Annotated in this window: 26 protein-coding genes; 19 read left to right on the top strand and 7 right to left on the bottom strand. The window is 65.8% G+C overall.

Annotated elements, in window-relative coordinates; all coding sequences use genetic code 11:
- Positions 1-53 precede the first annotated feature (53 nt).
- The 3 genes from ACEWPL_RS14900 (at position 54) to ACEWPL_RS14890 (ending at position 2483) form a co-directional block, all read left to right on the top strand.
- Positions 54-1631: a DUF5928 domain-containing protein gene (locus ACEWPL_RS14900; protein ID WP_393929376.1), complete on the top strand. Its 1578-nt coding sequence runs from the start codon at positions 54-56 to the stop codon at positions 1629-1631.
- Between the two features lie 121 nt (positions 1632-1752).
- On the top strand, positions 1753-2133 hold the full coding sequence (locus ACEWPL_RS14895; protein ID WP_393929378.1) for an HIT domain-containing protein: 381 nt from the start codon (positions 1753-1755) through the stop codon (positions 2131-2133).
- Complete coding sequence (locus ACEWPL_RS14890; protein WP_393929380.1) at positions 2130-2483, top strand: antibiotic biosynthesis monooxygenase family protein; 354 nt, start codon at positions 2130-2132, stop codon at positions 2481-2483. The genes ACEWPL_RS14895 and ACEWPL_RS14890 overlap by 4 nt, the downstream gene beginning before the upstream one ends.
- Here ACEWPL_RS14890 and ACEWPL_RS14885 read toward each other — a convergent pair.
- Positions 2475-2843, bottom strand: a complete 369-nt coding sequence (locus ACEWPL_RS14885; RefSeq protein WP_393929382.1) for a cupin domain-containing protein — start codon at positions 2841-2843, stop codon at positions 2475-2477. The genes ACEWPL_RS14890 and ACEWPL_RS14885 overlap by 9 nt on opposite strands.
- Before the next feature lie 5 nt (positions 2844-2848).
- Positions 2849-3778, bottom strand: a complete 930-nt coding sequence (locus ACEWPL_RS14880) for an ABC transporter ATP-binding protein (protein WP_393929384.1) — start codon at positions 3776-3778, stop codon at positions 2849-2851.
- A gap of 75 nt (positions 3779-3853) precedes the next feature.
- Between ACEWPL_RS14880 and ACEWPL_RS14875 the strand changes: the two genes are divergently transcribed.
- The 3 genes from ACEWPL_RS14875 to ACEWPL_RS14865 all read left to right on the top strand — a co-directional run bounded on the left by ACEWPL_RS14875 (position 3854) and on the right by ACEWPL_RS14865 (position 7647).
- Positions 3854-4033, top strand: a complete 180-nt coding sequence (locus ACEWPL_RS14875) for a zinc-finger domain-containing protein (protein ID WP_393929386.1) — start codon at positions 3854-3856, stop codon at positions 4031-4033.
- An 87-nt stretch (positions 4034-4120) separates the two neighbouring features.
- Positions 4121-6916: a DNA polymerase I gene (gene polA / locus ACEWPL_RS14870; protein ID WP_393929388.1), complete on the top strand. Its 2796-nt coding sequence runs from the start codon at positions 4121-4123 to the stop codon at positions 6914-6916.
- Positions 6913-7647, top strand: coding sequence for a glutamine amidotransferase (locus tag ACEWPL_RS14865; RefSeq protein WP_393929390.1), 735 nt, complete (start codon positions 6913-6915; stop codon positions 7645-7647). Before polA ends, ACEWPL_RS14865 begins: the two co-directional genes overlap by 4 nt.
- A gap of 67 nt (positions 7648-7714) precedes the next feature.
- On the opposite strand, the gene ribA is transcribed toward ACEWPL_RS14865, so the two are convergent.
- Positions 7715-8818, bottom strand: a complete 1104-nt coding sequence (ribA, locus tag ACEWPL_RS14860; protein WP_393929392.1) for a GTP cyclohydrolase II — start codon at positions 8816-8818, stop codon at positions 7715-7717.
- A 179-nt stretch (positions 8819-8997) separates the two neighbouring features.
- Between ribA and ACEWPL_RS14855 the strand changes: the two genes are divergently transcribed.
- Positions 8998-9684 (top strand): response regulator transcription factor, encoded by a 687-nt coding sequence (locus ACEWPL_RS14855; RefSeq protein ID WP_393929394.1) that lies wholly within the window; start codon positions 8998-9000, stop codon positions 9682-9684.
- Positions 9685-9854: 170 nt separating this feature from the next.
- Here the strand turns inward: ACEWPL_RS14855 and ACEWPL_RS14850 are convergent, their stop codons facing one another.
- Entirely contained in the window at positions 9855-10514 is a 660-nt protein-coding gene (locus ACEWPL_RS14850; RefSeq protein ID WP_393929396.1) for a hypothetical protein, read from the bottom strand.
- A gap of 23 nt (positions 10515-10537) precedes the next feature.
- Here ACEWPL_RS14850 and ACEWPL_RS14845 point away from each other — a divergent pair, with 23 nt between their 5' ends.
- The 4 genes from ACEWPL_RS14845 (at position 10538) to ACEWPL_RS14830 (ending at position 13240) form a co-directional block, all read left to right on the top strand.
- Positions 10538-11326, top strand: a complete 789-nt coding sequence (locus tag ACEWPL_RS14845) for an exodeoxyribonuclease III (protein ID WP_393929398.1) — start codon at positions 10538-10540, stop codon at positions 11324-11326.
- Between the two features lie 103 nt (positions 11327-11429).
- Positions 11430-12344, top strand: a complete 915-nt coding sequence (locus ACEWPL_RS14840; protein WP_393929400.1) for a tetratricopeptide repeat protein — start codon at positions 11430-11432, stop codon at positions 12342-12344.
- 63 nt (positions 12345-12407) lie between these two features.
- The gene (locus ACEWPL_RS14835; protein WP_393929504.1) at positions 12408-13052 is read left to right on the top strand and encodes an LON peptidase substrate-binding domain-containing protein; all 645 of its coding nucleotides are present in this window, start codon (positions 12408-12410) and stop codon (positions 13050-13052) included.
- Positions 13049-13240 (top strand): Trm112 family protein, encoded by a 192-nt coding sequence (locus tag ACEWPL_RS14830; protein WP_393929403.1) that lies wholly within the window; start codon positions 13049-13051, stop codon positions 13238-13240. Before ACEWPL_RS14835 ends, ACEWPL_RS14830 begins: the two co-directional genes overlap by 4 nt.
- A gap of 3 nt (positions 13241-13243) precedes the next feature.
- Here the strand turns inward: ACEWPL_RS14830 and ACEWPL_RS14825 are convergent, their stop codons facing one another.
- A complete protein-coding gene (locus ACEWPL_RS14825) occupies positions 13244-14185 on the bottom strand; it encodes an L-threonylcarbamoyladenylate synthase (RefSeq protein WP_393929405.1) in 942 nt (313 codons plus the stop codon).
- Positions 14186-14271: 86 nt separating this feature from the next.
- Between ACEWPL_RS14825 and ACEWPL_RS14820 the strand changes: the two genes are divergently transcribed.
- From ACEWPL_RS14820 to ACEWPL_RS14805, 4 genes are all read left to right on the top strand, one after another.
- The gene (locus ACEWPL_RS14820) at positions 14272-15342 is read left to right on the top strand and encodes an MBL fold metallo-hydrolase (RefSeq protein WP_393929407.1); all 1071 of its coding nucleotides are present in this window, start codon (positions 14272-14274) and stop codon (positions 15340-15342) included.
- Positions 15339-15794 (top strand): DUF6173 family protein, encoded by a 456-nt coding sequence (locus tag ACEWPL_RS14815; protein WP_393929409.1) that lies wholly within the window; start codon positions 15339-15341, stop codon positions 15792-15794. Before ACEWPL_RS14820 ends, ACEWPL_RS14815 begins: the two co-directional genes overlap by 4 nt.
- A gap of 90 nt (positions 15795-15884) precedes the next feature.
- On the top strand, positions 15885-16019 hold the full coding sequence (locus ACEWPL_RS14810; RefSeq protein WP_393929410.1) for an aa3-type cytochrome c oxidase subunit IV: 135 nt from the start codon (positions 15885-15887) through the stop codon (positions 16017-16019).
- A gap of 33 nt (positions 16020-16052) precedes the next feature.
- Positions 16053-16658 (top strand): hypothetical protein, encoded by a 606-nt coding sequence (locus tag ACEWPL_RS14805; protein ID WP_393929412.1) that lies wholly within the window; start codon positions 16053-16055, stop codon positions 16656-16658.
- A gap of 177 nt (positions 16659-16835) precedes the next feature.
- Here ACEWPL_RS14805 and ACEWPL_RS14800 read toward each other — a convergent pair whose 3' ends face one another.
- Positions 16836-18221: an aminotransferase family protein gene (locus ACEWPL_RS14800; protein WP_393929414.1), complete on the bottom strand. Its 1386-nt coding sequence runs from the start codon at positions 18219-18221 to the stop codon at positions 16836-16838.
- Positions 18222-18354: 133 nt separating this feature from the next.
- Entirely contained in the window at positions 18355-18939 is a 585-nt protein-coding gene (locus tag ACEWPL_RS14795; protein WP_393929416.1) for a DUF1285 domain-containing protein, read from the bottom strand.
- A 71-nt stretch (positions 18940-19010) separates the two neighbouring features.
- Between ACEWPL_RS14795 and ACEWPL_RS14790 the strand changes: the two genes are divergently transcribed.
- Genes ACEWPL_RS14790 through ACEWPL_RS14775 form a run of 4 tightly spaced genes read left to right on the top strand, consistent with a single transcriptional unit; the run spans position 19011 to position 25718 of the window.
- The gene (locus ACEWPL_RS14790; RefSeq protein WP_393929506.1) at positions 19011-20045 is read left to right on the top strand and encodes an AAA family ATPase; all 1035 of its coding nucleotides are present in this window, start codon (positions 19011-19013) and stop codon (positions 20043-20045) included.
- Positions 20042-20935 (top strand): DUF58 domain-containing protein, encoded by an 894-nt coding sequence (locus tag ACEWPL_RS14785; RefSeq protein ID WP_393929418.1) that lies wholly within the window; start codon positions 20042-20044, stop codon positions 20933-20935. The genes ACEWPL_RS14790 and ACEWPL_RS14785 overlap by 4 nt, the downstream gene beginning before the upstream one ends.
- Complete coding sequence (locus ACEWPL_RS14780; protein ID WP_393929420.1) at positions 20932-23679, top strand: DUF4159 domain-containing protein; 2748 nt, start codon at positions 20932-20934, stop codon at positions 23677-23679. The genes ACEWPL_RS14785 and ACEWPL_RS14780 overlap by 4 nt, the downstream gene beginning before the upstream one ends.
- Positions 23676-25718, top strand: a complete 2043-nt coding sequence (locus ACEWPL_RS14775; protein WP_393929422.1) for a hypothetical protein — start codon at positions 23676-23678, stop codon at positions 25716-25718. The genes ACEWPL_RS14780 and ACEWPL_RS14775 overlap by 4 nt, the downstream gene beginning before the upstream one ends.
- The last annotated feature ends 17 nt before the right edge of the window (positions 25719-25735 follow it).

Here is a 25735-nt window from a genome sequence, read left to right as displayed (position 1 = left end):
TCACGATTATCACTTTAAACAATCGGTGGAACAAGGGGTAGTCTGTTTCCTATATGGCGAAAATTGCCTACATACTTTTGTGCCACAAGGATCCCGCCGCCATCATCGCGCAGGCCGAGATGCTGACAGCGGCGGGCGATTGCATTTCGATCCATTTCGACGGGCGGGCTGACCCCGGGCATTTTCAGCAGATCAAGGTGGCGTTGGCCGAAAACCCCAACGTCTGCTTTGCGAAGAAACGTATCAAATGCGGCTGGGGCGAGTGGAGCCTTGTCGAGGCGACACTGCTCGCGGTCGAGGCGGCGGTGCGGGCCTTTCCGCGGGCCACCCATTTCTACATGCTGTCGGGCGATTGCGCTGCCATCAAGTCGGCGCGCTACGCGCATGAATTCCTCGACGCCGAGGATGTCGATTACATCGAAAGCTTTGACTATTTCGACAGCGACTGGATCAAGACCGGCATGAAGGAAGAGCGGCTGATCTACCGCCATGTTTTCAACGAGCGCAAACACAAGTGGCTGTTCGACACGTCCTTTCATCTCCAGCAGCGGCTGGGCCTTCGCCGCGAGATCCCGCGAGATATCCAGGTGCAGATCGGTAGCCAGTGGTGGTGCCTGCGGCGGCGCACGATCGAATGGATCCTCGATTTCACCCGGCAGCGGCGGGATGTGATGCGCTTTTTCCGCACCACCTGGATCCCGGATGAGACGTTTTTCCAGACCCTTGTGCGCCATATCGTGCCAGAGGCCGAAATTCACACCCGCACGCTGACATTCCTCATGTTCACCGATTACGGGATGCCGCAGACCTTCTACAATGATCACTACGATCTGCTTCTGGGGCAGGATTTCCTTTTTGCGCGCAAGATCAGCCCCGAGGCGACCGAGCTGAAGGCACGGCTCGCCGCGCTATACTCGGATGACGCGGCCGAGTTCAAGATCTCGAACGAGGGCACCAACCTCTTCAAGTTCCTGACCGGGCGTGGCCGGATCGGGCGCCGCTTTTCCAGCCGCTTCTGGGAGACGGAGAGTACGCTGGGCCGGCACCGTGAGCTGATGATTGTCCTGTGCAAGAAATGGCACGTGGCCAAGCGGCTGCTGCAGCGTATCCGTCAGGTGACGAACGTGCCGGCGACCGAATATCTCTTTAACGAGGAGGGCACGGACCTGCCCGATCTGGGCGGCATCCAGGCCAGCCTTGGCAAGCGGACGCGCCACCGCCGGGCGCTTATGCGGATGCTGTTCGATTATCACGACACCGACCGCATGATCGTCTGCATGGACCCCGGCAACCTCGACCTGCTCGAGGATTTCTGCGGCGACCGCTCGACGACGCGGCTCTTGGAAATACAATGCGTCTTTACTGACGACTACCTGATCGGCCACGCCATGCGCGTCGGCCTTGCCGGTGAGCAGACCTCGGCCGAGACGCTGGAGCGGCTTTTGCCCACGATCCGGGGCGAGACGACCTTCGAGAGCGACAAGATCCGCGATGCCGAGTTCGAGCATCACTACATCATGCGCGAGACCGACAGCGACGAGGAGAATGCCATTCCGATCTCGAAATTCCTGAGCATCGGGCATGATCAGGCGCTGAGCATCGCCCGAACCGACCATCTTTTTGCCGATTGAGACGTTTTGCGAAAAGCCCGTATCACAGCCTTTCGCAAAACGCTCGCATCGCTTGAACGTCGCACGCGTTTCGCCTTTAGTGGCGCCGCAAGTTTAGGGTGAAACGCTTTGAGGAGGCGACATGGCCTACGCGTATGACGACCAGAACATCTTTGCCAAGATCCTGCGCGGCGAGATCCCGAATGACACGGTGCTGGAGACGGCGCATAGCCTTGCGTTCAAGGACATCTCGCCTCAGTCGCCGGTGCATGTGTTGGTGATCCCCAAGGGCGCCTATGTCAGCTATGACCATTTCGCCGCCGAGGCCAGCGATGCCGAGATCGCGGATTTCACCCGTGCCATCGGCGAGGTCTGCCGAATCTCGGACCTGCATGGCGCGGATGAGACGGGCGGGTTTCGCGTGATTTCCAACGCGGGGCCGCATGCCTCGCAAGAGGTGCCGCATATGCATATGCACGTGCTGGGCGGGCGGCCCCTTGGTGGGCTTCTGGCGAAGCGGTGAGCGGCGCGTCCGGCTTTGCGCGAACGCCCCAGCCGCCTTACTACGCGGTGATCTTCACCAATCTGCTGTCGCAGGATGATGCGGGCTATGCCACGATGGGCGAGGCGATGTTCGCGCTGGCGCAGGAGCAGCCCGGCTGTCTTGGCGCCGAGTCGGTGCGGGGCGAAGATGGCTTCGGCATCACCGTGTCCTATTGGCGCAGCGAGGCCGACATCGCCGCGTGGAAGGCCGAAGCGCAGCATGTGGCGGCGCAGAAATTCGGCATCGCGCGCTGGTATGCCCATTACGAGCTGCGCGTCGCGCGGGTCGAGCGGGCCTATTCCGGCCCCGAGGGGCGCAGGCTAAGCTAGCTCGGGGTCGTCCAGATCGGTCTGGATCCAGCGGTCGCTCAGGTGAATATCCGTCGTCGCCAGCGGGCCGGGGCCGAGGTTTTCGTATTTATGCGGGACCTCCGCCGGGCCCATCAGGATATCGCCCGCCTCGGCGTCAATCTTGTCCGCGCCGATGGTGAAACGCGCGCGGCCCTTCCGGACGATGAATACCTCGTCGTACGGGTGGACGTGCCATGATGGGCCATTGCCGACCTTATCGGTTGAGAAAAAGAGCACGGTGACGCCCGTGTCCAGATCGCGCCCCTCGAAATGGCCTTTCCAGAGGCCGCTGGCATCGCCCCAATCAGAGGCGTGGATATGATGCGGCTTGCGCGCCATAGGCCTTATCGGCTCCGCGTCAGTTCCAGAAAGACGTCCTGCAGATCCGCCTGCTCGGTCCGCACGTCGCGGATGTGGATACCCGCATCACGCACGGCGGCCAGGACCGCCTCGGCGCTGACCTGGCCCGCGCTGTAGCTGAAGGCGAGCGCGCCGCCATCCCGGCGCGTTACCTCGATGCCAGGCGCCTCAGGCAAGGTTTGAACCTCGCCATCGGGGACGATGACCATGCTGCGCGTGTCGAGTTGCGCCAGAAGGTTCGAGGTGCTGTCGCGCGCCACCAGATCGCCGTGGTTGATGATGGCGATCTCGTCGCACATCTCCTCGGCTTCCTCGAGATAGTGGGTCGTCAGAATGATCGTCATGCCCTCGTTATTGAGGCGGCGCACGTTTTCCCACAGCATCTGGCGCAGCTCGATATCGACGCCTGCCGTCGGCTCGTCCAGCACGAGAATGCGGGGGCTGTGCACCAGTGCCTTGGCCAGCAGCAGGCGGCGGCGCATCCCGCCCGAAAGGGTGCGCGCATAGGCATGCGCCTTGTCCTCGAGGCCGACCAGCGCAAGGATCTCGTCGCTGCGGCGCTGCGATTTCGGCACGCCGTAAAGGCCCGCCTGCACCTCGAGCGCGGCGCGCGGCGTGAAGAAGGGATCAAGGTTCAGCTCTTGCGGCATGACGCCGATGGCCGCGCGGCTCTGGCGCGGGTTCACGTCCTGGTCAAAGCCCCAGATCGTGACCTCGCCCGCCGTCTTGATCACGAGGCCCGCGAGGATGTTGATCAGCGTCGATTTGCCCGCGCCGTTCGGTCCCAGAAGGCCAAAGACCGAGCCTGCCGGGATGTCGAGGTCGATCCCCTTCAGTGCCTCTTTTTCCGGTGCGCCCTTGGTCCCGCCATATGTCTTGCGCAGGCCGCGTATTTCGATCGCATTCGCTGCCATGGTGCCCTTGCCCCTGCCGTGCCATTCCATCATAAACGTGAGGTAGTGGAAGTGCCGGCAAAAGGAAACGCCCAGATGGTGACCAAACCGCCAGAGACGCGCATCGTGGACGAGTATCGCATCGCCTGTGACGGCAGCGGACCGGGCTTGGGCCATCCGCGCGTCTGGTTGCAGATCCCCACCGATCGCGGCTGGGTCGAGTGCCCATATTGCGACTGCAAGATGATCCACCGCGATTTTGAGGGCAAGATCTAGAAGGCCGTCGCCTGCGCCCGTTGAAGCGTGGGAATTTGAGTATTTTTGCCAAGATGAAGCATGGGTCCGTATCGGGAGGCTGACGTTATGTCATTCGGAAAAGGGTGCCATCTGCACCTCATCGACGGCTCGGCCTTCATCTTTCGCGCCTATCACGCGCTGCCGCCGCTGACGCGCAAATCCGACGGGCTGCCCATCGGGGCGGTGTCTGGTTTCTGCAACATGCTGCAGCGCTATGTCGAGGGCAACAACGGCTCGGATGCGCCGACGCATGTGGCCGTGATCTTTGACAAGGGCAGCCATACGTTCCGCAACGAGCTCTATCCGGAGTACAAGGCCAATCGTGAGGCGATGCCCGAGGACCTGCGCCCGCAGATCCCACTGACCCGGCGCGCGACCGAGGCGTTCAACATCGCCTGCAAGGAGGTCGAGGGTTTTGAGGCCGACGACATCATCGGCACGCTCTCGGTGCAGGCGCGCGAGGCGGGCGGGCGCGTGACGATCATCAGCTCGGACAAGGACCTGATGCAGCTGGTCGGCGGCGGGGTCGAGATGCTGGACGCGATGAAGAACCGGCTGATCGATGTCGAGGGCGTCGAGGAGAAGTTCGGCGTGGGGCCCGAGCGCGTCGTGGATGTGCAGGCGCTGGCCGGAGATTCGGTGGATAATGTGCCGGGCGCGCCGGGCATCGGGGTCAAAACGGCTGCGCTGCTGATCAACGAGTTTGGCGACCTCGATACGCTGCTGGCCCGGGCCGAGGAGATCAAGCAGCCCAAGCGCCGCCAGACGCTGATCGACCATGCCGACCAGATTCGCCTGTCGCGGCAGCTGGTGCAGCTGGACTGCAACACACCTCTCGATTTCGGCCTTGATGATCTGGAAGTGCGCGACCCTGATCCCGATGTGCTGCTGGGCTTTCTGGCCGAGATGGAGTTCCGCACCCTCACCAAGCGCATCGCCGAGGCGATGCATGCCGAGCCGCCCGAGATCGACGATACGCCGCAGGATGCGCCCGAGACCGGCGCGCCCGAGATGCCCGAGATCGACCCGTCGCAATACGAGCATGTGCAGGACATGGCCGCACTCGAGACCTGGATCGAGCGCATCCGCGCGCAGGGCTATGTCGCCGTCGACACCGAGACGACCTCTCTGAACGAGATGCAGGCCGAGTTGGTGGGCGTGTCCTTAGCCACCCAGCCCGGGCAGGCCTGCTACATTCCGCTGGGCCACAAGGGCGAGGGGGAGGGCGATCTTTTCGGCGGTGCCGCGCTGGCCGAGGGGCAGATGCCGCTGGAAGACGCGTTGGCCGCGCTCAAACCGATGCTGGAGGACGCGGCGATCCTCAAGATCGGCCAGAACATGAAATACGACGCCAAGGTTCTGGCGCGCTACGGGATCGAAGTGTCGCCCTTCGACGACACGATGCTGATCTCCTACGCGCTGCACGCCGGCCTGCACGGGCATGGCATGGACGCGCTGAGTGAGCGGTATCTGGGCCATACGCCCATCCCGATCAAGTCGCTGCTCGGCACCGGCAAATCCGCTGTCACCTTTGACCGCGTGCCGGTGGACAGCGCCGTGAAATACGCGGCCGAGGATGCGGACGTTACCCTGCGCCTCTGGACCCTGCTGAAACCGCAACTCCACCGCGCGCAGGTGACCCGCGTCTACGAGACGCTGGAGCGGCCCCTGGTGCCCGTGCTTGCCCATATGGAGCGGAACGGGATCATGGTGGACCGCAATGTGCTCAGCCGCATGTCCGGCGCTTTCGCGCAGAAGATGGCGCAGCTGGAGGAGGAGATACACGAGCTGGCCGGGCGCAAGTTCAACGTCGGTAGCCCCAAACAGCTGGGCGAGATCCTGTTTGACGAGATGGGCCTCGATGGTGGCAAGCGCGGCAAGACGGGCGCCTATGCCACCGGCGCCGACGTGCTGGAGGATCTGGCGACCGAGCATGAGCTGCCCGCCCGCGTGCTGGACTGGCGCCAGATCTCCAAGCTGAAATCGACCTATACCGACGCGCTGCAGGACCATATCGATCCCGATACGGGCCGCGTCCATACCTCCTATATGCAGGCGGGGGCCAACACCGGGCGCCTCGCCTCGTCCGATCCGAACCTGCAGAACATCCCCGTGCGCAGCGAGGAGGGGCGCCGAATCCGCGAGGCCTTCGTCGCGCCCGAGGGCCGCGTTCTGGTCAGCCTCGACTACAGCCAGATCGAGCTGCGCATCCTTGCCCATGTCGCGGACATTGACGCGCTGAAACAGGCGTTCCGCGAGGGGCAGGACATCCACGCGATGACCGCCTCCGAGATGTTTAACGTGCCCATGGAGGACATGACCCCTGAAATCCGCCGCCAAGCCAAGGCGATCAATTTCGGCGTGATCTACGGCATCTCCGGCTTCGGCCTCGCCCGCAACCTGCGCATCCCGCGCGGCGAGGCGCAGGGCTTTATCGACCGCTATTTCGAGCGCTTTCCGGGCATCCGCGCCTATATGGACGACACGGTGGAATTCGGGAAAAAGCACGGCTTTGTCCAGACCCTCTTTGGCCGCAAGATCCACACGCCCGAGATCGGCGCGAAAGGCCCGCGCGCCGGATTTGCCAAGCGGGCGGCGATCAACGCGCCCATTCAGGGCACCGCCGCCGATGTCATCCGCCGTGCCATGATCCGCATGCCGGAGGCCATCGACGGGCTGCCCTGCAAGATGCTCTTGCAGGTGCATGACGAGCTGCTCTTCGAGGTCGAGAAGGGCGCCGTCGATGAGGTGATCAAAGCCGCCCGTGACGTGATGGAGGGCGCCGCCGAGCCCGTCGTCAAGCTCAGCGTGCCGCTAACGGTCGATGCCGGGCAGGGCGCCAACTGGGCCGAGGCGCATTGAAGCGGTTCCTGATCCTGCAACTGCGCCCCGAACGGGACGCATCCGACGCCGAGTTCGCGGCGATTCTCGACAAGGGCGGACTGGATGCCGCCCGCGCCCACCGCATCCGTCTGGATGCCGAACCGCTGCCGGATGCGCTGGACCCCGCCGATTACGCCGGCGTCATCGTCGGCGGCGGGCCGGGTTGCGTCAGCGACGCGCCTGAACAGAAAAGCCCTGAGCATGCGCGGATCGAGGCGGCTGTCCTGTCCCTCATGCCGCAGATTACCGGGCGCGATGTTCCCTTCCTAGGATGCTGCTACGGCATCGGCATACTTGGCAAGCATCTAGGCGCGCCCGTCGGCAAGGGCCGCTACGGCGAGCCCGTAGGAACCGCCGATTGCACCCTCACCGACGCGGGCCGCGCAGATCCGCTGATGGCCGGCGTTCCGGACCGCTTCGATGCTTTCGTCGGCCATAAGGAGGCGCTCGAGGCGCTACCCGAGGGCTGCGTGCATCTGGCCTCGTCGCCGACCTGCCCCTTTCAGGTGGTGCGCCATGGCCGCCATGTCTACGCGACGCAGTTCCACCCCGAGGCCGACGCGCGCGTTTTCGAAGAGCGCATCGAGATTTACAAGCATCACGGCTATTTCCCGCCCGGTACGGCAGGCGATCTGATCGAGATGTGCCGTGCCGCCGATGTCCATGCGCCCGAGCTTATCCTGCGCAACTTCATCCGCCGCTACGGCTGAGCCGTCCCGCGGGGCCGCGCCCCCGGCTTCATCTTGGCAAAAATACTCATAACGCGGCGCCAGCCACTCAGAGCAGATGCCCCGATTTGCGCGCCTTGGTGGCCAGATAGCCCTTGTTCTGCGCAGTCTCGCCCACGATCAGCGGCACGCGCTCGGTCACTTCCACGCCTGAGCGACGCATCATGTCGATCTTGGCGGGGTTGTTCGTCATGAGCCGCACGGCGCCAAAGCCCATCTTGCGCAGGATGCCCGCACCGATGCGAAAATCGCGCTCGTCATCCTCGAATCCCAGCCGGTGATTGGCCTCGACCGTGTCGAACCCCTGGTCCTGAAGGCTGTAGGCACGCATCTTGTTGGCAAGGCCGATGCCGCGCCCCTCCTGATTGAGGTAGAGCAGCACGCCCGCCCCCTCGGCCCCCATCTGGGCCAGCGCGGCGCGCAGTTGCGGGCCGCAATCGCATTTGAGGCTGCCCAGCACATCGCCGGTAAAGCAGGCCGAATGCAGCCGGGCCAAAACCGGCGCATCGCGGGGCGGGCTGCCGATCTCGATCGCGTAATGCTCCTCGCTACCATCCTCGGGGCGAAAGACATGGACACGGCCCGCATGGCTGGCGGCCAGTGGAACACGCGCGTTGACCACGTTGTGAGGGGGACTGGCAAGGCGCATCGCGGCCTCCGCCGCCTCAGCGGGCAGGATCGTCAGATTGGCGCTGCGGGCCTCGGCGGTAGCGTCGTCAAGCGGCAGGACCAGCATGGCAGGCAAAAGCCGCGCCGTCTTGGCCAGCGAGAGGGCAAGGCGGTGCAGGCTGGTGTCGCCGCCGCGCATCGTCTGGAACGGGCCTTTCATGGGATGCGCCAGATCATCCTCGGGGCTGGCGGTGGCGCGGATCCAGGCCAGATCGGCGCTGCGCGGCAAGATGATCCGGGCCAGATCGCCGTCATAGGCGCGCGCCTTGAGCGTCTCGGCCCGGCGCGCCGTGACGGTCAGCGACAGGGGCGCGCCCCTCTCTTCGGCCAGCGCGCGCAGGCTGGCAAGGCGAGGCGCCTCCAGCGTTTCGGCCGCGGCGATGATCGCGCCCCCCTGCGAACCCGACAGGGCGACGGGCAGGCCCATGCCAAGGTCCGCACGGGCGCGGGCCAGCAGGTGGATGATGTCGGGTTGCAGGCTCATTGAAATGCGGCTCTCGGGATTTACCTTCATCTAATCGTTTGCGCCGGGAAATGAAACTGCGCCGGGAAATGAAACAAAAGCCGGCTCTGCTACACTTGGCCGTGATCCTGATGACGCATTTCTTGCCGCGCGGGCATGGCGCGCTCATCTAGTGATCAAGAAAACGCGAGGAGACCATGATGGCACAACTCAAGAAGATCCTGCTTGTCGATGATGACGAGGACCTGCGCGAGGCGCTGGGCGAGCAATTGGTCATGACCGAGGATTTCGACGTGTTCGAAGCCGGGACCGGCGCCGAAGCGATGACGCATGCCCGCGATTCCAACTATGACCTGATCATTCTGGATGTCGGCCTGCCCGACACGGACGGGCGCGAGCTGTGCCGCCTCATGCGCAAGCAGGGCGTGAAAAGCCCGATCGTGATGCTGACCGGACATGACGGCGATGCCGACACCATCCTTGGCCTTGATGCGGGCGCGAATGATTACGTGACCAAGCCGTTCAAGTTTCCCGTCCTGCTGGCCCGTATCCGGGCGCAATTGCGTCAGCACGAGCAGTCCGAGGACGCCGTTTTCCAGCTGGGCCCATATAGCTTCAAGCCCGCGCTCAAGATGCTGGTGGACGAGGGCGGCCGCAAGGTGCGCCTGACCGAGAAAGAGACGAATATCCTAAAGTTTCTCTACCGCGCCACCGATGGCGTTGTGGCGCGCGACGTGCTGCTGCACGAGGTCTGGGGATATAACGCGGGGGTCACGACCCACACGCTCGAGACGCATATCTACAGGCTGCGGCAGAAGATCGAGCCGGACCCGTCGAACGCCCGTCTGCTGGTCACGGAAAGCGGCGGATACCGCCTGATGCCGTGACGCGGAAAAATCCGGGAACCGATGGCCTTTGCCACCTGTTACCAGTTTAGCAGCGCCCGCGCTGCGTTTGTTCCGTCCGCATATACGGTTTTATCATATGCACCTCCCTGTTGGACTGACCCCGGCTTTGGCCGGGGTCTTTTTTTGCGCGGCGGAAGAAGGTGCCTCCGTCAGGAACCGCTATCGCTCTCCTGCTGCTGGATGGTCGCCTGAAAATCGCCGTCCATCGTGACCGCGCCATCACGGCCCGCTGGGACAAGCTCGGTATCCTCGCCTTCGGTGAGGACGGCAACGAAACTTCCGGTGACGACCATGTCGGTGCCCTCGACGCTAAGTGCGTTGAGCGTGATATCGGTATTGGCGGGTGCCGCGGTCAGCGTGCCTGAATCGCCTGCGCCGGTCAGTGTGACGCTCAGATCCTCGGCCATCGGCGATGTGCCGGCTGCCTGCGCCCTGAAGTTCAGCGTCAGCGTTTCGGCGGGGTCGTCCGCGCCCGCACCAGCGCCGGGAATGGCGTTGATCCTGACCTCCAGCATGTCCTCTGCTTCCCTCCATACGCTGGGCTCGGGCGCGTCCGCGCCGGCGACGTTCCATGTGCGCTCTTCAAGGTCGAGGGTGCCGGTGACGGTGCCATCGGTCTGTTGCGCGGCCGCGGGCGCGGCGACCAGCAGCAGGGCGGCGAGGGATTGTGCAATGGGTTTCATGATATCTCCGGTATTGGGGTTTCTGGACATGATCGTAAAACGGGCGGTGGCGGCGGCCAGTTCCCATGTGGCCCAACGGGGCAGGCGGCTGGACGCGGGCGCGCCCTGCGCATAGGGTCCGCGCATCTCAAATGACCGGAGCGTGCCCCATGCCTTTCACCCTTGCCACCTGGAACATCAATTCGGTGCGGCTGCGGGCGCCGCTGGTCTGCAAGCTCTTGGCCGAAGAAGGGCCGGACATCCTGTGCCTGCAGGAATGCAAGAGCCCGGTCGACAAGATCCCGGCCGAGGAGTTTGCCGCGCTGGGCTATACCCACATGATCGCGCGCGGGCAGAAGGGCTATAACGGCGTTGCGATCCTGTCGAAGTTGCCGATCGAGGATGTGGGCGCGCATGATTTCGCGGGCCTTGGCCATGCGCGCCACGTCGCCGGGAGGCTGGAGAATGGCGTGACCATCCACAATTTCTACGTCCCCGCCGGGGGTGATGTGCCTGACCGCGACGTGAACGCGAAATTCGGCCAGAAGCTGGATTACCTGACCGAGATGCGCGATTGGGCCAGGGGCGACGGCGTCGCGCGCTCAATCCTGGTGGGCGATCTGAACATCGCGCCGCGCGAGGATGACGTTTGGAGCCACAAGCAGCTCTTGAAGGTGGTCAGCCATACGCCGATCGAGGTGGACCATTTGAACGAGGCAATGGAGGCGGGCGATTGGCGCGACGTGACGCGCGCCGATATCCCCGAAGGTCAGCTTTACAGCTGGTGGTCCTACCGCGCCAGGGATTGGGACGCCGCTGACAAGGGGCGGCGGCTCGATCACGTCTGGGCGACGGGCGATATCGCCGCCGCGGGCCATTCCAGCCGCATCCTGCGCCCTGTGCGCGGGTGGGAGCAGCCGAGTGACCATGCGCCGGTCTTTGCGACTTTCGACCTGTGAGCGTCGCTGGCCGCCGGGGGCGCTGCCTTCGGACCCTTGCAACGACGGGGGCGCCGGGCCATTTAAGGGGCAACGCGAAATTCAGCGAGCGAGGCGAGACGAGATGATAGAACTTGGTGGCCAGGCCCCCGCAACCGATCTGATCAAGGACGTATCCGAGGCCGATTTCATGGCGGAGGTCGTCGAACTGTCGCAGACCGTGCCTGTGATCGTCGATTTCTGGGCGCCGTGGTGCGGCCCGTGCAAGACGCTGGGCCCCGCGCTGGAGGCGGCGGTGACCAAGGCCAAGGGCGCGGTGCGCATGGCCAAGGTGAATGTCGACGAGAACCAGGGCATCGCGGGCCAGTTGCGGGTGCAATCCATCCCGACGGTCTATGCGTTCTGGCAGGGCCAGCCGATTGACGGATTTCAGGGCAATGTGCCCGCCTCCGAGCTGGACGCCTTTGTCGCGCGCGTGATCGAGGCGTCGGGCGGCGCCGCAGGTGAGGAAGACGGTCTGGCCGAGGCGGTCACGGCCGCCGATGAAATGCTGGAGGCAGGCGACGCGGCTGGCGCGCTTCAGGTCTTCGCCGCCATTGCCGCCGAGGATGAGACCAGCGCCGCTGCATTTGGCGGCATGGCGCGCGCGCATATCGCCGCAGGCGATCTGGATCAGGCCGAGGCCGTGCTGAACGGCGTGCCCGCCGATCTGCACAGCAAGCCCGAGATCGAGGCCGCTCATGCGCAGCTGGCCCTTGCCCAGCAGGGCGAGGATGCAGGCCCCGTGGCCGATCTGGAGGCCGCTGTCGAGGCCGACCCGGACAACCATCAGGCGCGGTTCGATCTGGCGCAGGCGCTGGCCGCCAAAGGGCGCAGCGCGGAGGCGGTCGACCATCTGCTAGAGCTCTTTCGCCGCGACAGGGAATGGAATGACGGTGCGGCCAAGACGCAACTCTTCACCGTGTTCGACGCGCTCAAGCCGAATGATCCGGTGGTGTTGAACGGGCGGCGCAAGCTCAGCTCCCTGATCTTTGCGTGAGCGTTTGTGCGCGGTCAAATGGCCGCGCTTGTCCGGTCTGCGGGGCGGGCTAAGTGCATGACCATGACACGCAAGATCGACCTTCCGGACATCATTCCGATCTTTCCGCTGCCCGGCGCGCTATTGCTGCCCCGGGCGCGGCTTCCCTTGCACCTGTTCGAGCCGCGCTACCTGGCGATGCTGGAAGACGCGCTGAAAACGCCCGAGCGGCTGATCGGCATGATTCAGCCCAACAAGCTGCCGGGCCGCGCGGGCCCCGGCCTGCACAGCATCGGCTGCGTCGGGCGGGTTACCCAATTCTCGGAAACCGAGGACGGCCGCTATATGGTGACGCTGGCCGGCGTGTCGCGCTTTCGTCTGATCGAGGAAGTCGAGGGGTTCACGCCCTATCGGCGCGCCCGCGTGTCCTGGGCCGGGTTCGAGCGGGACCAGGGCGGCGAGGAAACCGATGCCGCGTTCGACCGCGAGGCGTTTCTGGCCTCTCTGGCGCAGTTTTTTGACGCGCAAGACCTGCAGACCGATTGGGACAGCCTCAAGGAGGCGGATGAAGAGTTGTTGATCAACTCTCTCTCCATGCTTTTAGGGTTCGAGCCCGAGGACAAGCAGGCATTGCTGGAGGCGCCATCGCTGAGCACGCGCCGCGAGACGTTGATCACCCTGATAGAGTTCACCATGCGCGGCGGAGACGATGAAGGGATCATGCAATGAGTGATGAAGTGGCGGGCCCGGCCTTTGACCGGCGGATGCTGGAGGCACTGGTCTGCCCGCATACGCATCAGCGGCTGGAATACGATGCCAAGGCGGGCGAGTTGATCAGCCGGGCGGCTGGTATGGCCTTTCCGATCCGTGCCGGCATCCCGATTTTGCTGACCAGTGAGGCGCGCGCGCTGGACTAGGGGCTAGCGCGGGGCGGCAGCCCGGCGCAGGCGGTCATTGATCGCGCGGCCCAGTCCCTTATCGGGAATGGGCGCGACGGCGATGGCCTTGGTGCCGCCCTTATCGAGCTGGTGAAGGTGGTCAAAGAGATTGGCCGCCGCCTCGACCAGATCCCCTGACCGTGACAGATCCAATGCCGCGCCCTCCGTGCCGCCAAAACCCAGCAACGTCTCGCCAGGATGTCCGGTATCGGCATTGAGCCGCATCGGCGCATTCGGCGCGTAATGTGATGAGAGTTGGCCCGGCGCGGTAATCGCATCCCCCGCCGCGCGCAGGGCAAGGGGGGCGCCGAGGGCAGCCTCGAGCGCCTCGGCAGGCAGGCCGCCCGGTCGCAGCAACGTGGGCGCGCCCGTGAGGCCCAGAATGGTCGATTCCACCCCAACATCGCAGGCGCCGCCATCCAGAATGGCGGCGATGCGCCCGTCCAGTCCGGCGCGCACATGCTCGGGCCGGGTCGGGCTGATACGTCCCGACGGGTTGGCCGACGGCGCGGCGAGGGGCGCGCCGCTGGCCCGCAAGAGCGCCTGGGCCGCGGGATGCGCAGGCATGCGCAGGGCCACGCTGCCTTGGCCCGCGGTGACAAGAGGCGAAAGGCCCGAGCCACCCTGCAGCGGCAGGACCAGCGTGAGCGGGCCGGGCCAGAAAGCCTGCGCAAGGCGGTCTGCCTCATTGCTCCAGACGGCGTAGTGCCGGGCCGTCTCGATATCCGGAACATGCACGATCAGCGGGTTGAAGCTGGGCCGACCCTTGGCCTCGAAAATGCGGGCCACGGCAGTGCCATTGCGCGCGTCACCGGCAAGGCCGTAGACCGTTTCGGTCGGTATCGCGACCAACTGGCCCTCAGCGATCAGCGCGACGGCGGCGGCGATCCCGGCGGGGTCGGTGGCAAGCTCGCGGGTCTGCATGATTGCTGGGATCCTTGGCGCGGAGGGGATAGATAGGACTGAACCCCGTGACTACAGCGCAGCCGCCCGATTGCCAAGGAGGCCCGATGACCCGACCCGACCCCGAGACACAGGCCGAAGGCGGCATCCGCTATCCGTGGCCCGACCCGCCCGAGGAAGGAACCGCGACCGAGGTGGCGCCAGACGTTCTGTGGATGCGCCTGCCCCTGCCGATGGCGCTGGATCACGTCAATATCTATGCGCTCGAGGATGGCGACGGCTGGACCGTCGTCGATACCGGCATCCACTCGCGCCGCGGCATTGCCCTCTGGGAGGCGCTTATGGCCGGTCCGCTGAAGGGGCGCCCGGTGCAGCGGGTGATCGTCACGCATCACCATCCCGATCATGTGGGCATGGCTGGCTGGCTGATGGAGCGGTTCGGAGCCGAGCTGATCACCACACGCACCGCGTGGCTGATGGCGCGCATGCTGATCCTCGATGCCGAGGAGCGCCCGACGCCGCAAGCGCTGAAATACTGGCGCAGCGCGGGGATGGACCCGCAGATCTACGCCGAGCGCAAGGACGCGCGGCCCTTCAATTTCGCCGATAGCTGCGCGCCCCTGCCGGTGGGCTACACGCGCCTGCAAGAGGGGGACACCCTGCGCGCGGCGGGACGCACCTGGGATGTGCGCATCGGCAACGGTCACGCCCCCGAGCATCTGACCCTGTGGAGCCGCGATTGCAACCTGGTCCTCGCCGGGGATCAGATCCTGCCGTCGATCAGCCCTAACCTCGGCGTCTACCCGACCGAGCCTGAGGCCGACCCGGTGGCGGAATGGCTGGAGGCATGCGGGCGGCTGGCGGATCATGCGCGCGCGGATCACCTCGTTCTGGGCGGTCACAAGCTGCCCTTCACCGGGCTGCCCGTGCGGATGCGGCAACTGATCGAGAATCACCACGGCGCGCTGGTGCGGTTGGAGGCGCATCTGGAGCGGCCGCGCACGGCGGCCGAGTGCTTTGCGCCGCTCTTCAAACGCCGGATCGACGCCGGCACATATGGCCTCGCGCTGGTCGAGGCGGTTGCACATCTCAACCACTTGCATAAGCTGGGTCGGATCACACGCCACCGCCGCGACGACGGCGCATGGCTGTGGCACCGCCGGGGAGACCGCATGTGAGCGACGAGATCATGACCACCGCCGAAGCCGCCGAGGCCGACGCGTTGCCGCGCTGCCACGAGGTGCATACGCGCGAGGATCGCGTCAGCCCGGCCGCCGCCGCGCCGGACAGCATCAAGTCGAAACCCGGCGAGAAGAAAAGCGCGGCACAATGGGCCTACGAGCGGTTGATCCTCTATATCCAGAATTTCGAGAAGACTCTGGATAACGAACATGAGGTCGCGATGGGCTTTGTCGGCGGCGATGCCGGTGTGCTCAAGATCGAGGGGATGGGATATTTCGATCCCGATATCGTCACCTTCTACGGCAGTGACGCGGCGGGCAGCAAGACGCAGCTGGTGCAGCATGTCAGCCAGCTGAGCGTCATCCTGCGGGCACTTCCCAAACCGCGCGCGCAGGCCGAACCGGAACGGATCGGATTTCGCCTGGCTGCGGATCTTGAAAAGGCGTGAGGCGCGCGCGAGCCCCGCTTTGAGGGTGACAGGGCGCTGCAAATAAAGTAATCAGCCGAAAAATTCGGCATGTATAGGACGGGACTACTGATGGCGGACCACGAGCACGGTGAGATGGATATCAAGGATCACGAAAAGACGTTCGACGCCTTCGTGAAATGGGCGACGCGCGTTGCGATCTTTGCGGTCTGCGTCCTGCTCTTCATGGCGCTGGTCAATAGCTAAGCGGCTGGGGCTGCAGCCCTTGGGAGTGTCGTCATGCGCGCAATGATCGTGGCTTTCTGTGCCATTCTGGCCCTTGCGGGCTGTGCGGCGCCTCCGGGCGTCTGGGCCACCAAGGACGAGGTCACGCGCGTCGCCTATCGCCATGAAGGTCCGCCGCGCCTGACGCTGTTCACCATGCTGAACAACAATTCCGGGGCGGGCGCTCATACGTCGCTGATGATCAACGGCTCTCAGCGGATCATCTGGGATCCGGCCGGCTCGTTCAAGCACGAGACGATCCCCGAGCGCCACGACGTCATTTTTGGCGTGACGCCGGGCATCGCGGATGTCTACACGCGGTTTCACGCGCGCAAGACATTTCACGTCAAGATCCAGGAACTTGACGTGACCCCCGCGCAGGCGGAAAAGGCGATGCAGCTGGCCCAAGCCTATGGCCCGGTGCCGCAGGCGCAATGCTCTCGCAGCACGTCCAGCATCCTTGCACAGATATTCCCCGGTCAGATCAGCCAGACCTGGTTCCCGAAAGCCTTGGCCGAGGAGTTCGGCAAGCTGCCGGGCGTGACCGAGCAGGTGCTGTATGAATATGACAGCGACGACAATTCCAAGGTGCTGGCCGCCTGGGATCCGTCGAAGGTCTGAGAAGGTCTGAAATTTTCTGAAAGTCAAAAAATTGGCGCGCGGCCGGGGCTGCGCGCCATTTCTCTTGTTCGTGCCGGTTGCCGCGTTGGAGCCTCCGGCGGGAGTATTTTTGCCAAGATGAAGGATCGGCTGACCTCTGCCGCGCCGAGGGGTTGGGCGGCAGAGGCTTGTGCGATATCAGCCAAAGACCTTGGTCAGCGCCTTGTCGGTGGCGGTGATCAGCTCGTCAATATCGCTTTTTGTGGCGATCAGCGCGGGCGAATAGCAGAGCGTATTGTTGAGGCCCGGAAGCGAGCGGTTGGTCATGCCGATGATGACGCCTTGCGCCATGCAGTCTGCGGTGACAGCGGCGACGGATTTCTCGTCCATCGGCTCGCGGGTGCTGCGGTCCTTGACCAGCTCGGCGCCAAGGAAAAGGCCCTTGCCGCGCACATCTCCGATGACCTTGTGCTTGTCCTTGAGGGCGTGCAGCTGGTCGAGCATGTAGTCGCCCATCTGGATGGTGTTCTCCAGCAGGCCTTCCTCTTCGATGATGTTCATGTTCTCCAGCGCTGCCGCCGGACCGGCCGTGCAGCCGCCGAAAGTGGAGATATCGCGGAAATAATCCATCGGATCGTCCGCATTCTCCTTGAACATGTCGAATACGCGCTCGGAGGTAACGCAGCAGGCGATGGCGGCATAGCCCGAGGCAACGCCTTTGGCCATGGTCACGAAGTCGGGCTCGATGCCGTAATGTTGGTAGCCGAACCATGTACCGGTGCGCCCGACGCCGCAGACGACCTCGTCGATGTGCAGCAGCACATCGTATTTGCGGCAGATCTCCTGCACTCGGGGCCAGTAGCCCTCGGGCGGGACGATGACGCCGCCGCCGGCCGTCACAGGCTCGAGGCAAATGGCGCCGACGGTGTCGGGGCCCTCGCGCAGGATGACCTTCTCGATCGCGTTGGCGGCTGCAAGGCCGTATTCCTCGCCCGTCAGGTCCCATTGTGCGCGGTATTCGAGGCAATGGGGCACCTCGACGAAGCCGGGCGTGAAGGGGCCGTATTGCGCGTTGCGCTCGGGCTGGCCACCGGCCGAAAGGCAGGCGATGGTTGTGCCGTGATAGTCGCGCTCGCGGAAGAGGATCTTGTGCTTCTTGCCGCCATGGCGTTTGTGCGCGATCTGGCGGACCATCTTGAACGCCTTCTCATTGGCCTCGGAGCCGGAATTGGTGAAATAGACGCGGGTGAGGCCCGGCATCTTCTCGATCAGCCGCTCGGAGAACATCGCGCCGGGGATCGAGCCTGCGGAGCCGGCGAAATAGTTCAATTTGATCAACTGGTCGCGCACGGCATTGGCGATACGCTCGCGGCCATAGCCGACATTCACGGTCCAGACGCCGCCCGAGACGCCGTCGATATGCTCCTTGCCCTTCTGGTCCCAGACGCGCATGCCCTTGCCTTCGACGATGATGCGCGGATCGGACGTCTCGTAGGGTTTGTGCTGGCTCAGGTGGTGCCACACATGGGCGCGGTCGGCTGCGACGACCTTGTCGATATCATTATCCTGAAACTTGCCGTCCATGTCTGTCCTCCATCGAGATTCGGCCCGGCGCGTCAGGGCCGGGGCAGGGCTATTACTGTATCATAGCACCTTGACCCGCGATTCGGGGATAAGTCCAGAGAGGCGTTGGCGCGCGCGCGAAATCGGCGCGGTTTCAGCCCTCCGGCAAATCGTCCGACGGGATGAAGCCAAAGAACTCGCCCTGCGACCAGAGGCCGAACCAGCCCTCGTGATGCGCGCCGATATCCACCAGCCGGTAGAAGGATTTGCGGTCGATCAGCGCCTCGAGGTTGTGGCGCACGAGCACATAGGGCGACGGCTCGCCCGTCTCCTCGTCCCGGACCACGCGAATCGGGGCGTCTGGCCCGGCGGAGACGCTGTCATCCACATTGGTGTGAAATGTGATGCGCTGATCCTTGCCGGACCCCTCTACGTCGAAATCAACTGCGACGAAGGGCGCGTCCTCGACGGTGATGCCCACTTTTTCGACGGGCGTGACGAGGAAGTAATCATCGCCATCACGCCGCAGGATGGTCGAGAAGAGGCGCACAAGCGCGTGCCGCCCGATGGGCGTGCCAAGGTAGAACCACGTGCCGTCGCGGGCGATGCGCATGTCCAGGTCGCCGCAGAAGGGCGGGTTCCAGTCATGCACGGGCGGTATCTTGCGGCCCTTGGCTGCGGCGCGGGCCGAGGCGGCGATGCCGTCTGCTGACGGGGTCGTGATCGGTTGGTCGCTCATTGCTTTTGCCATTTTTGTCATGCGCTATACACTCGTCACAAGACTATAGCCCAATCCGGAGAATTTCCATGATGCAGAGCGCCGATAGCCAGACGGGCCCCAATGATGCCGACCTAGTCGCCGATATCGACGCGCTGCAATCGCGGTTGGCCGAGGCGCGTGCGCAGGTGGCGCGGCGCTTTATCGGGCAAGAGCGGGTGGTTGACCTCTCGCTCGCCGCGCTGCTGAGTGGCGGGCACGGCCTGCTAGTGGGCCTGCCGGGCCTCGGCAAGACACGGCTGGTCGAGACGCTGGGCGTCGTCATGGGGCTGAACACGGGCCGGGTGCAGTTCACCCCCGATCTGATGCCCGCCGATATCCTCGGCAGCGAGGTGCTGGAGACCGGGGCGGATGGCAGTCGCGCATTCAAGTTCATTCCCGGCCCGATCTTTTGCCAGCTTCTGATGGCCGATGAGATCAACCGCGCCAGCCCGCGCACGCAATCGGCCCTCTTGCAGGCCATGCAGGAGCGGCAGGTGACCGTCGCCGGCGAGAGCCGCCAGCTGGAGGCGCCGTTCCACGTGCTGGCGACGCAGAACCCGATCGAACAGGAGGGCACATATCCGCTGCCCGAGGCGCAACTGGACCGCTTTCTGGTGCAGATCGACGTGCCCTATCCTGACCGCGCTGCCGAGCGCGACATCCTGCTGGCCACCACCGGCGCCGCCGAGGATCTGGCCGAGCCGGTGTTTACCTCGCCCGAGCTGATCGCCGCACAGGCACTGCTCCGGCGGATGCCTGTTGGCGAGGGGATCATGGACATGATCCTCGATCTGGTGCGCGCCTTCCGTCCGGATCAGCCGGGCGCGTCGCAGCGCGTGCAGGAAAGTGTTGCATGGGGCCCAGGCCCGCGCGCCGCGCAGGCGCTGATGCTGACGGTGCGGGCGCGGGCGCTGCTGCAAGGGCGGCTGGCACCCAGCGCCGAGGATGTGATCGACATGGCACAGCCGGTGCTCATTCACCGCATGGCGTTGACCTTCGCGGCGCGGGCGCGGGGTGACAGTCTGAGTGCGCTGATCGCGGATACGCTGGCCGATCTGGGCCACACGCGCGCCGCCGCTGCATGATGGACACCGCCGCCCTTCCGGCTGCCGATCTGCGCGCGAGGGCCGAGGCCGAGGCCGCGCGCCTGCCTGCGCTTTTGGCGCGGGCGGATCGTCTGGCGGGCGCGGTCCTGCTGGGTCAGCATGGGCGCAGGCGCTCGGGCCTCGGCGATGATTTCTGGCAATACCGCCCGGTGCAGGAGGGCGATCAGCGCCGCCAGGTGGATTGGCGCCGCTCGGCGCGCAGCGATGTGGAATACGTGCGCGAACGAGAATGGCAGATCGCGCAGACGGTGATGCTGTGGGTCGATCCCGCGGCCTCGATGCGCTTTGCCAGTGCTGCCGCGCTGCCGGAAAAGGCGGATCGCGCGCAGCTATTGGCACTGGCCGCCGCCATCGTGCTGGACCGGGGCGGCGAGCGTGTGGGGCTTTCGGGCCATGCGCTGCCACCGCGGCGCGGTGCGGCGCAGATCGCGCGGCTGGCGGCCATGCTGAGCGGCGCAGAGGGCGGCGAGGATTATGCCGCCCCCGATGCCCGGGGCCTGCCGCCACGGGCGCGGGCACTCTTCATATCCGACTTCCTCGGTGATCTGAACGCGGTGCAGCGCGCCGTGGGCGAGGCGGCCGACCGGGGCGTGGGCGGCGTTCTCTTGCAGATCCTCGATCCTGCCGAAGAGAATTTCCCCTATCGCGGCCGCGCCATTTTCGAATCTATTGGCGGCACGCTGGCGCATGAGACGCTGAAGGCCAGCGATCTGCGCGAGCGTTATCTGGAGCGGCTGGCCGCGCGCAAGGATGCACTGCGAAGCCTCTGCCGGACGACCGGCTGGGAGTACGCGTGCCATCACACTGACGCCAGCCCGCAGGCGGCGCTTTTGCATCTCTACCGGATGCTGGGCGAGGGGGCGCGATGACCATCGGTGCCCTCGGTTTCGCCGCGCCCTGGCTGCTGATCGCGCTGGCGCTTCTGCCGGTGCTCTGGGTGCTCTTGCGCGCGGTGCCGCCCGCGCCGGTACGGCGGCGCTTTCCGGGTGTTGCGCTGCTTTTGGGCCTGCGGGACGAGGATAGCGCGGCGGATCGCACGCCCTGGTGGCTGCTGCTCCTGCGGATGCTGGCGCTCGCGGCGGTGATCATCGGGCTGGCGGGTCCGGTGCTGAACCCGCGCAGCGAGGATGCGGCGCAGGGCAATCGCCCCCTGCTGATCGCGCTCGATGCCAGTTGGGCCGCCGCGCGGGATGATCGCGCCGCGCGGGCCCTGCTGGACAGCGTGCTGGCCGAGGCGGGGCGCGACGGGCGCACCGCCGCCGTGATCGAGCTGAGCGATCCCGAAGCGCCTGCCTTTCAGGCCGCCGATGCGTGGCGGAGCCGTCTGACGGGGCTGGCGCCCGCGCCTTGGGCGCCGACTGGCGAGACGATGGAGCGCGCCGCCGCGCTGCTGCCCGAGGGGCCATTCGACACGCTCTGGCTATCGGATGGGCTGGAGCGGGATGGGCGGGCCGCGCTGCTTTCGGCGCTGGAGGCGCGGGGAGGTGTGACCATTCGCGAGGGCGCGGCGCCCCTTGTCACGCTGGCGCCGCCTCGCAGTGACGGTGGCGCGCTGGAACTGACGGCGCAGCGCCTTGCGCCCGGCGCCGCCCGGCAGATCGACGTGCTGGCGCATGGGCGTGACCCGGCAGGCGCGCCGCGCATTCTGGCAACCCTGCCGCTCACGTTTGAGGAGGGCGCAGGCGAGGCGACCGAGGCGCTCAGCCTGCCATCCGAGTTGCGCGCGCGTCTCACCCGGTTCGAAATCGCGGGTCAGGGCCATGCGGGTGCCGTGCAACTGGTGGGCGATGCGTTGGGCCGGCGCGAGGTGGCGCTGATCGCGGGCCGCGAGGATCGCGAAGGGCTGGAGCTGCTCTCGCCGCTGCATTACCTCGAGCGCGCTTTGCGCCCTTCGGCGGACCTGCTGACCGGCGCCCTGATGGAGGTTCTGCCCGCCAATCCCGATGCCATCATCCTTGCCGATGTCGCTACGCTGTCGCCGGACGAGGCCGAGGGCCTGCGCAGCTGGGCCGAGGAGGGCGGCACGCTGGTGCGCTTTGCCGGGCCACGGCTTGCCGCCAGCGATATCTCTCGCCGGGCCGAGGACCCGCTGATGCCCGTCCGCCTGCGCGCCGGGGGCCGCAGCGTCGGCGGCGCGATGAGCTGGGGCGCGCCCAAATCGCTGGCCCCCTTCGCCGAGGACAGCCCCTTTGCAGGGCTGGGCATCCCCGAGGATGTGACCGTTACCGCGCAGGTCATGGCGCAGCCCGACCCGACGCTGGCCGACCGCGTGATTGCGCAGCTGAGCGACGGCACCCCGCTGGTCACGCGCAAGCGGATCGGGCAGGGGCAGGTCGTGCTCTTTCACGTCACCGCCAATGCCGAGTGGAGCAGCCTGCCCCTCTCGGGTCTTTTCGTGCAGATGCTGGAACGGCTGGCCGTGTCGGACAATGACGGCACGCCCGCGCCCGAGGAGCTGGCGGGCACCACATGGCAACCGGCCGAGGTGCTGGACGGCTATGGCATCCTGCGCAGCGGCGATACCCTGCCCGGCGTCGCGGGCGAGGCGCTGTTGTCGGATGCCCTTGGCCCCGATCTGCGCCCCGGCCTATACGAGGGCGAGGATCGCCGCATCGCACGCAACGTGATGGCCGAGGGCGACGTTCTGACCCCGGCGGCATGGCCCGCGGGCGCCAATGTGATCGGGCTGGAGCGGCAGGAGGAGACGCCTCTGGCGGGCTGGCTCCTCGCCGCTGCGCTGCTGTTGCTCAGCGCCGATATCCTCGCCTCGCTGGGCCTGTCGGGGCGGCTTTTGCCCGCGCGCGCCGCCGCGCTGGTGGCGGCGGCGCTGCTGCTGTCGGATCCCTCTGCCGCGCAGACCCGCCCGCCCGAGGCGCTGGCCAGCGAGGTGACGCTGGCGCATGTGATCACCGGCGATGCGGCGGTGGACGATCTGGCGGCGGCGGGCCTCGAAGGGCTGGGCCAGACGCTGTTCTTTCGCAGCACGGTCGAGCCTGCATCCCCACAGGGCGTCGATCTGGAAACCGACGAGCTGGCGTTTTTCCCGCTGCTTTACTGGCCGATCACCCCTGCGCAGCCGATTCCCTCGGATGCCGCCTATGCCAAGCTGAACGAATACCTGCGCAGCGGTGGCATGATCCTATTCGACACGCGCGACGCGGATATCGCGGGCTTCGGCGCATCCTCTCCCAATGGCGCGATGCTGCAACGGCTGGCCGCGCCGCTGGACATCCCCCCGCTCGAGCCTGTGCCGAGCGATCATGTGTTGACGCGCGGCTTCTACCTTTTGCAGGATTTTCCGGGCCGCTATTCAGGCCGCCCCGTCTGGGTCGAGGCCGCGCCAGAGGACGCCGAAGCCGCCCCCGGCATGCCCTTTCGCAATCTCAACGACGGTGTGACGCCTGTGGTGATCGGCGGCAATGACTGGGCTTCGGCCTGGGCGGTGGACGAGAACGGTAATGCGATGCTGCCCGTTGGGCGCGGCTATGCGGGCGAGCGTCAGCGCGAGATGGCCTACCGCTTTGGCGTCAATCTGGTGATGCATGTGCTGACGGGAAATTACAAATCCGACCAGGTCCATGTGCCTGCGCTACTCGACAGGCTGGGCCAATGACGAGCGAGATTGTCTTCGATCCGGCGCTGCCGGTCTGGTTGATCGCTATGCTGGGCGGCATGGCGCTGACCGCGCTGGCGCTGGCGGCGTGGCGGGGGCTTTCGGGCTGGGCGCTGCGGGGCGCGGGGGCGCTGATCATTCTTGCGGCGCTGATGGGCCCCAGCCTTAGCCGCGAGGATCGCGAGGATCTGACCGACATTGCCATTCTGGTCGAGGATGCCAGCGCCAGTCAGCAACTCAGCGATCGCGCGGCCATGACCGCCGAGGCCGCCGAGACGCTGGAGGCACGGCTGGCCGCGCGGGGCGTCGAGGTGCGGCGCGTGCAGGTTGCCGATGGCGCCGACAATAGCGGCACGCAGTTGATGACAGCCCTCTCAGACGCGCTGGCAAGCGAGCCGCAGGGCCGCATCGCAGGCATGTTTCTGCTGAGCGACGGGCGCTTGCACGACCTGGAGCGCGCGCCGGGCCTGCCTGCGCCGCTGCACCTTGTCCACACAGGCCGCGAGGCGGATTGGGACCGCCGCCTGATCGTGGAGGGCGCGCCGGCCTTCGCCATTCTGGACGAGGAAATTACGCTGACACTGCGCATCGAGGATAGCGGCGCCGCGCCCGGCGACGTCGAGGTGCCGCTGGATATCTCGGTTGATGGCGAGACGCCGCAACGCTTTACCGTGCCCGTGGGCCGCCCCATCGAGCTGCCCCTTGCGCTGCCCCATGGCGGGCGCAATGTGCTGGAGTTCGTTACGCCCGAGGGCGAGGGCGAGCTGACCGGGCGCAACAATACCGCGCTGGTCCAGATCAACGGCGTGCGCGATCGGCTGCGCGTCCTTCTGGTCTCGGGCGAGCCGCATGCGGGCGGGCGCACATGGCGCAACCTGCTGAAATCCGACAGCTCGGTCGATCTGGTGCACTTCACGATTTTGAGGCCGCCAGAGAAGCAGGATGGCGTCCCGGTGGACGAGCTGAGCCTGATCGCCTTTCCGACGCGCGAGCTCTTCCTTGAGAAGATCGACGATTTCGATCTGATCATCTTTGACCGCTACAAGCGGCGCGGCATTCTGCCTGCGCTCTACCTCGAGAATGTGGCCGATTACGTGCAAAAGGGTGGCGCCGTCCTCTTTGCCGCCGGGCCGGATTTTGCTGGGGCGAACAGCCTCTATCGCTCGCCGCTGGAGGCCATCGTGCCCGCCGCGCCCACCGCCCGCGTGATGAGCGAGGCGTATCGCCCGGAGGTCACGGATCTGGGCGAGCGTCATCCGGTCACGGCAGGGTTGACGCAGATGCATGACGGGTCATGGGGCCGCTGGCTGCGCCAGATCGAGGTCGCGCAGCCGACCGGCGATGTGCTGATGTCGGGGGCCGAGGATGCACCGCTTTTGATGCTCGACCGTGTGGGCGAGGGGCGCGTGTCGCTGCTGGCCTCGGATCACGCCTGGCTGTGGAATCGTGGCTACGAGGGGGGCGGGCCGCAGCTGGAACTGCTGCGACGCCTTGCCCATTGGATGATGAAGGAGCCGGAGCTGGAGGAAGAGGCGCTCTGGGCCGACGCGACGGGCCAGACCATGCGTATCATCCGCCGCTCGCTGGGCGATGATGTGGAGGACGTGACCATCACCGGGCCGGATGGCGCCGAGGTGACGCTGCCGCTGGAGGAAGTGTCCCCTGGCCGCTTCGAAGCGATCTTCGAGGGGCCGCAGATCGGCCTTTATCGCCTCTCCAGTGGCGATCAGAGCGCGGTGATCGGCCTCGGCCCCGCCGCCCCGCTGGAATTCGAGCAGACTATTGCCACAGGAGACGCGCTGGAGCCGCTGATCGAAGGGACCGGCGGCGGTATCCGCGCGATCGAGGACGGTGTGCCCGCCATCCGCGAAGTGCGCGAGGGCCGCCCCGCCGCCGGGCGCGGGTGGTTGGGGATCACGCCGCGCGGCGCGTATCAGACACGCTCGGTCACGCAGATCGCACTTTTGCCGGCTTGGCTGGTTCTGGCGCTGATCGCCGCGCTGGTCACAGGGGCATGGCTGCGCGAGGGGCGACGCTGACTGATCGGAAGCTGGCG

The organism is Roseovarius roseus, from assembly GCF_043355935.2.
GTDB lineage: Bacteria > Pseudomonadota > Alphaproteobacteria > Rhodobacterales > Rhodobacteraceae > Roseovarius > Roseovarius roseus.
The sequence above is the reverse complement of the archived record's forward strand: the minus strand, read 5'-3'. Positions and strand labels throughout refer to the sequence as shown.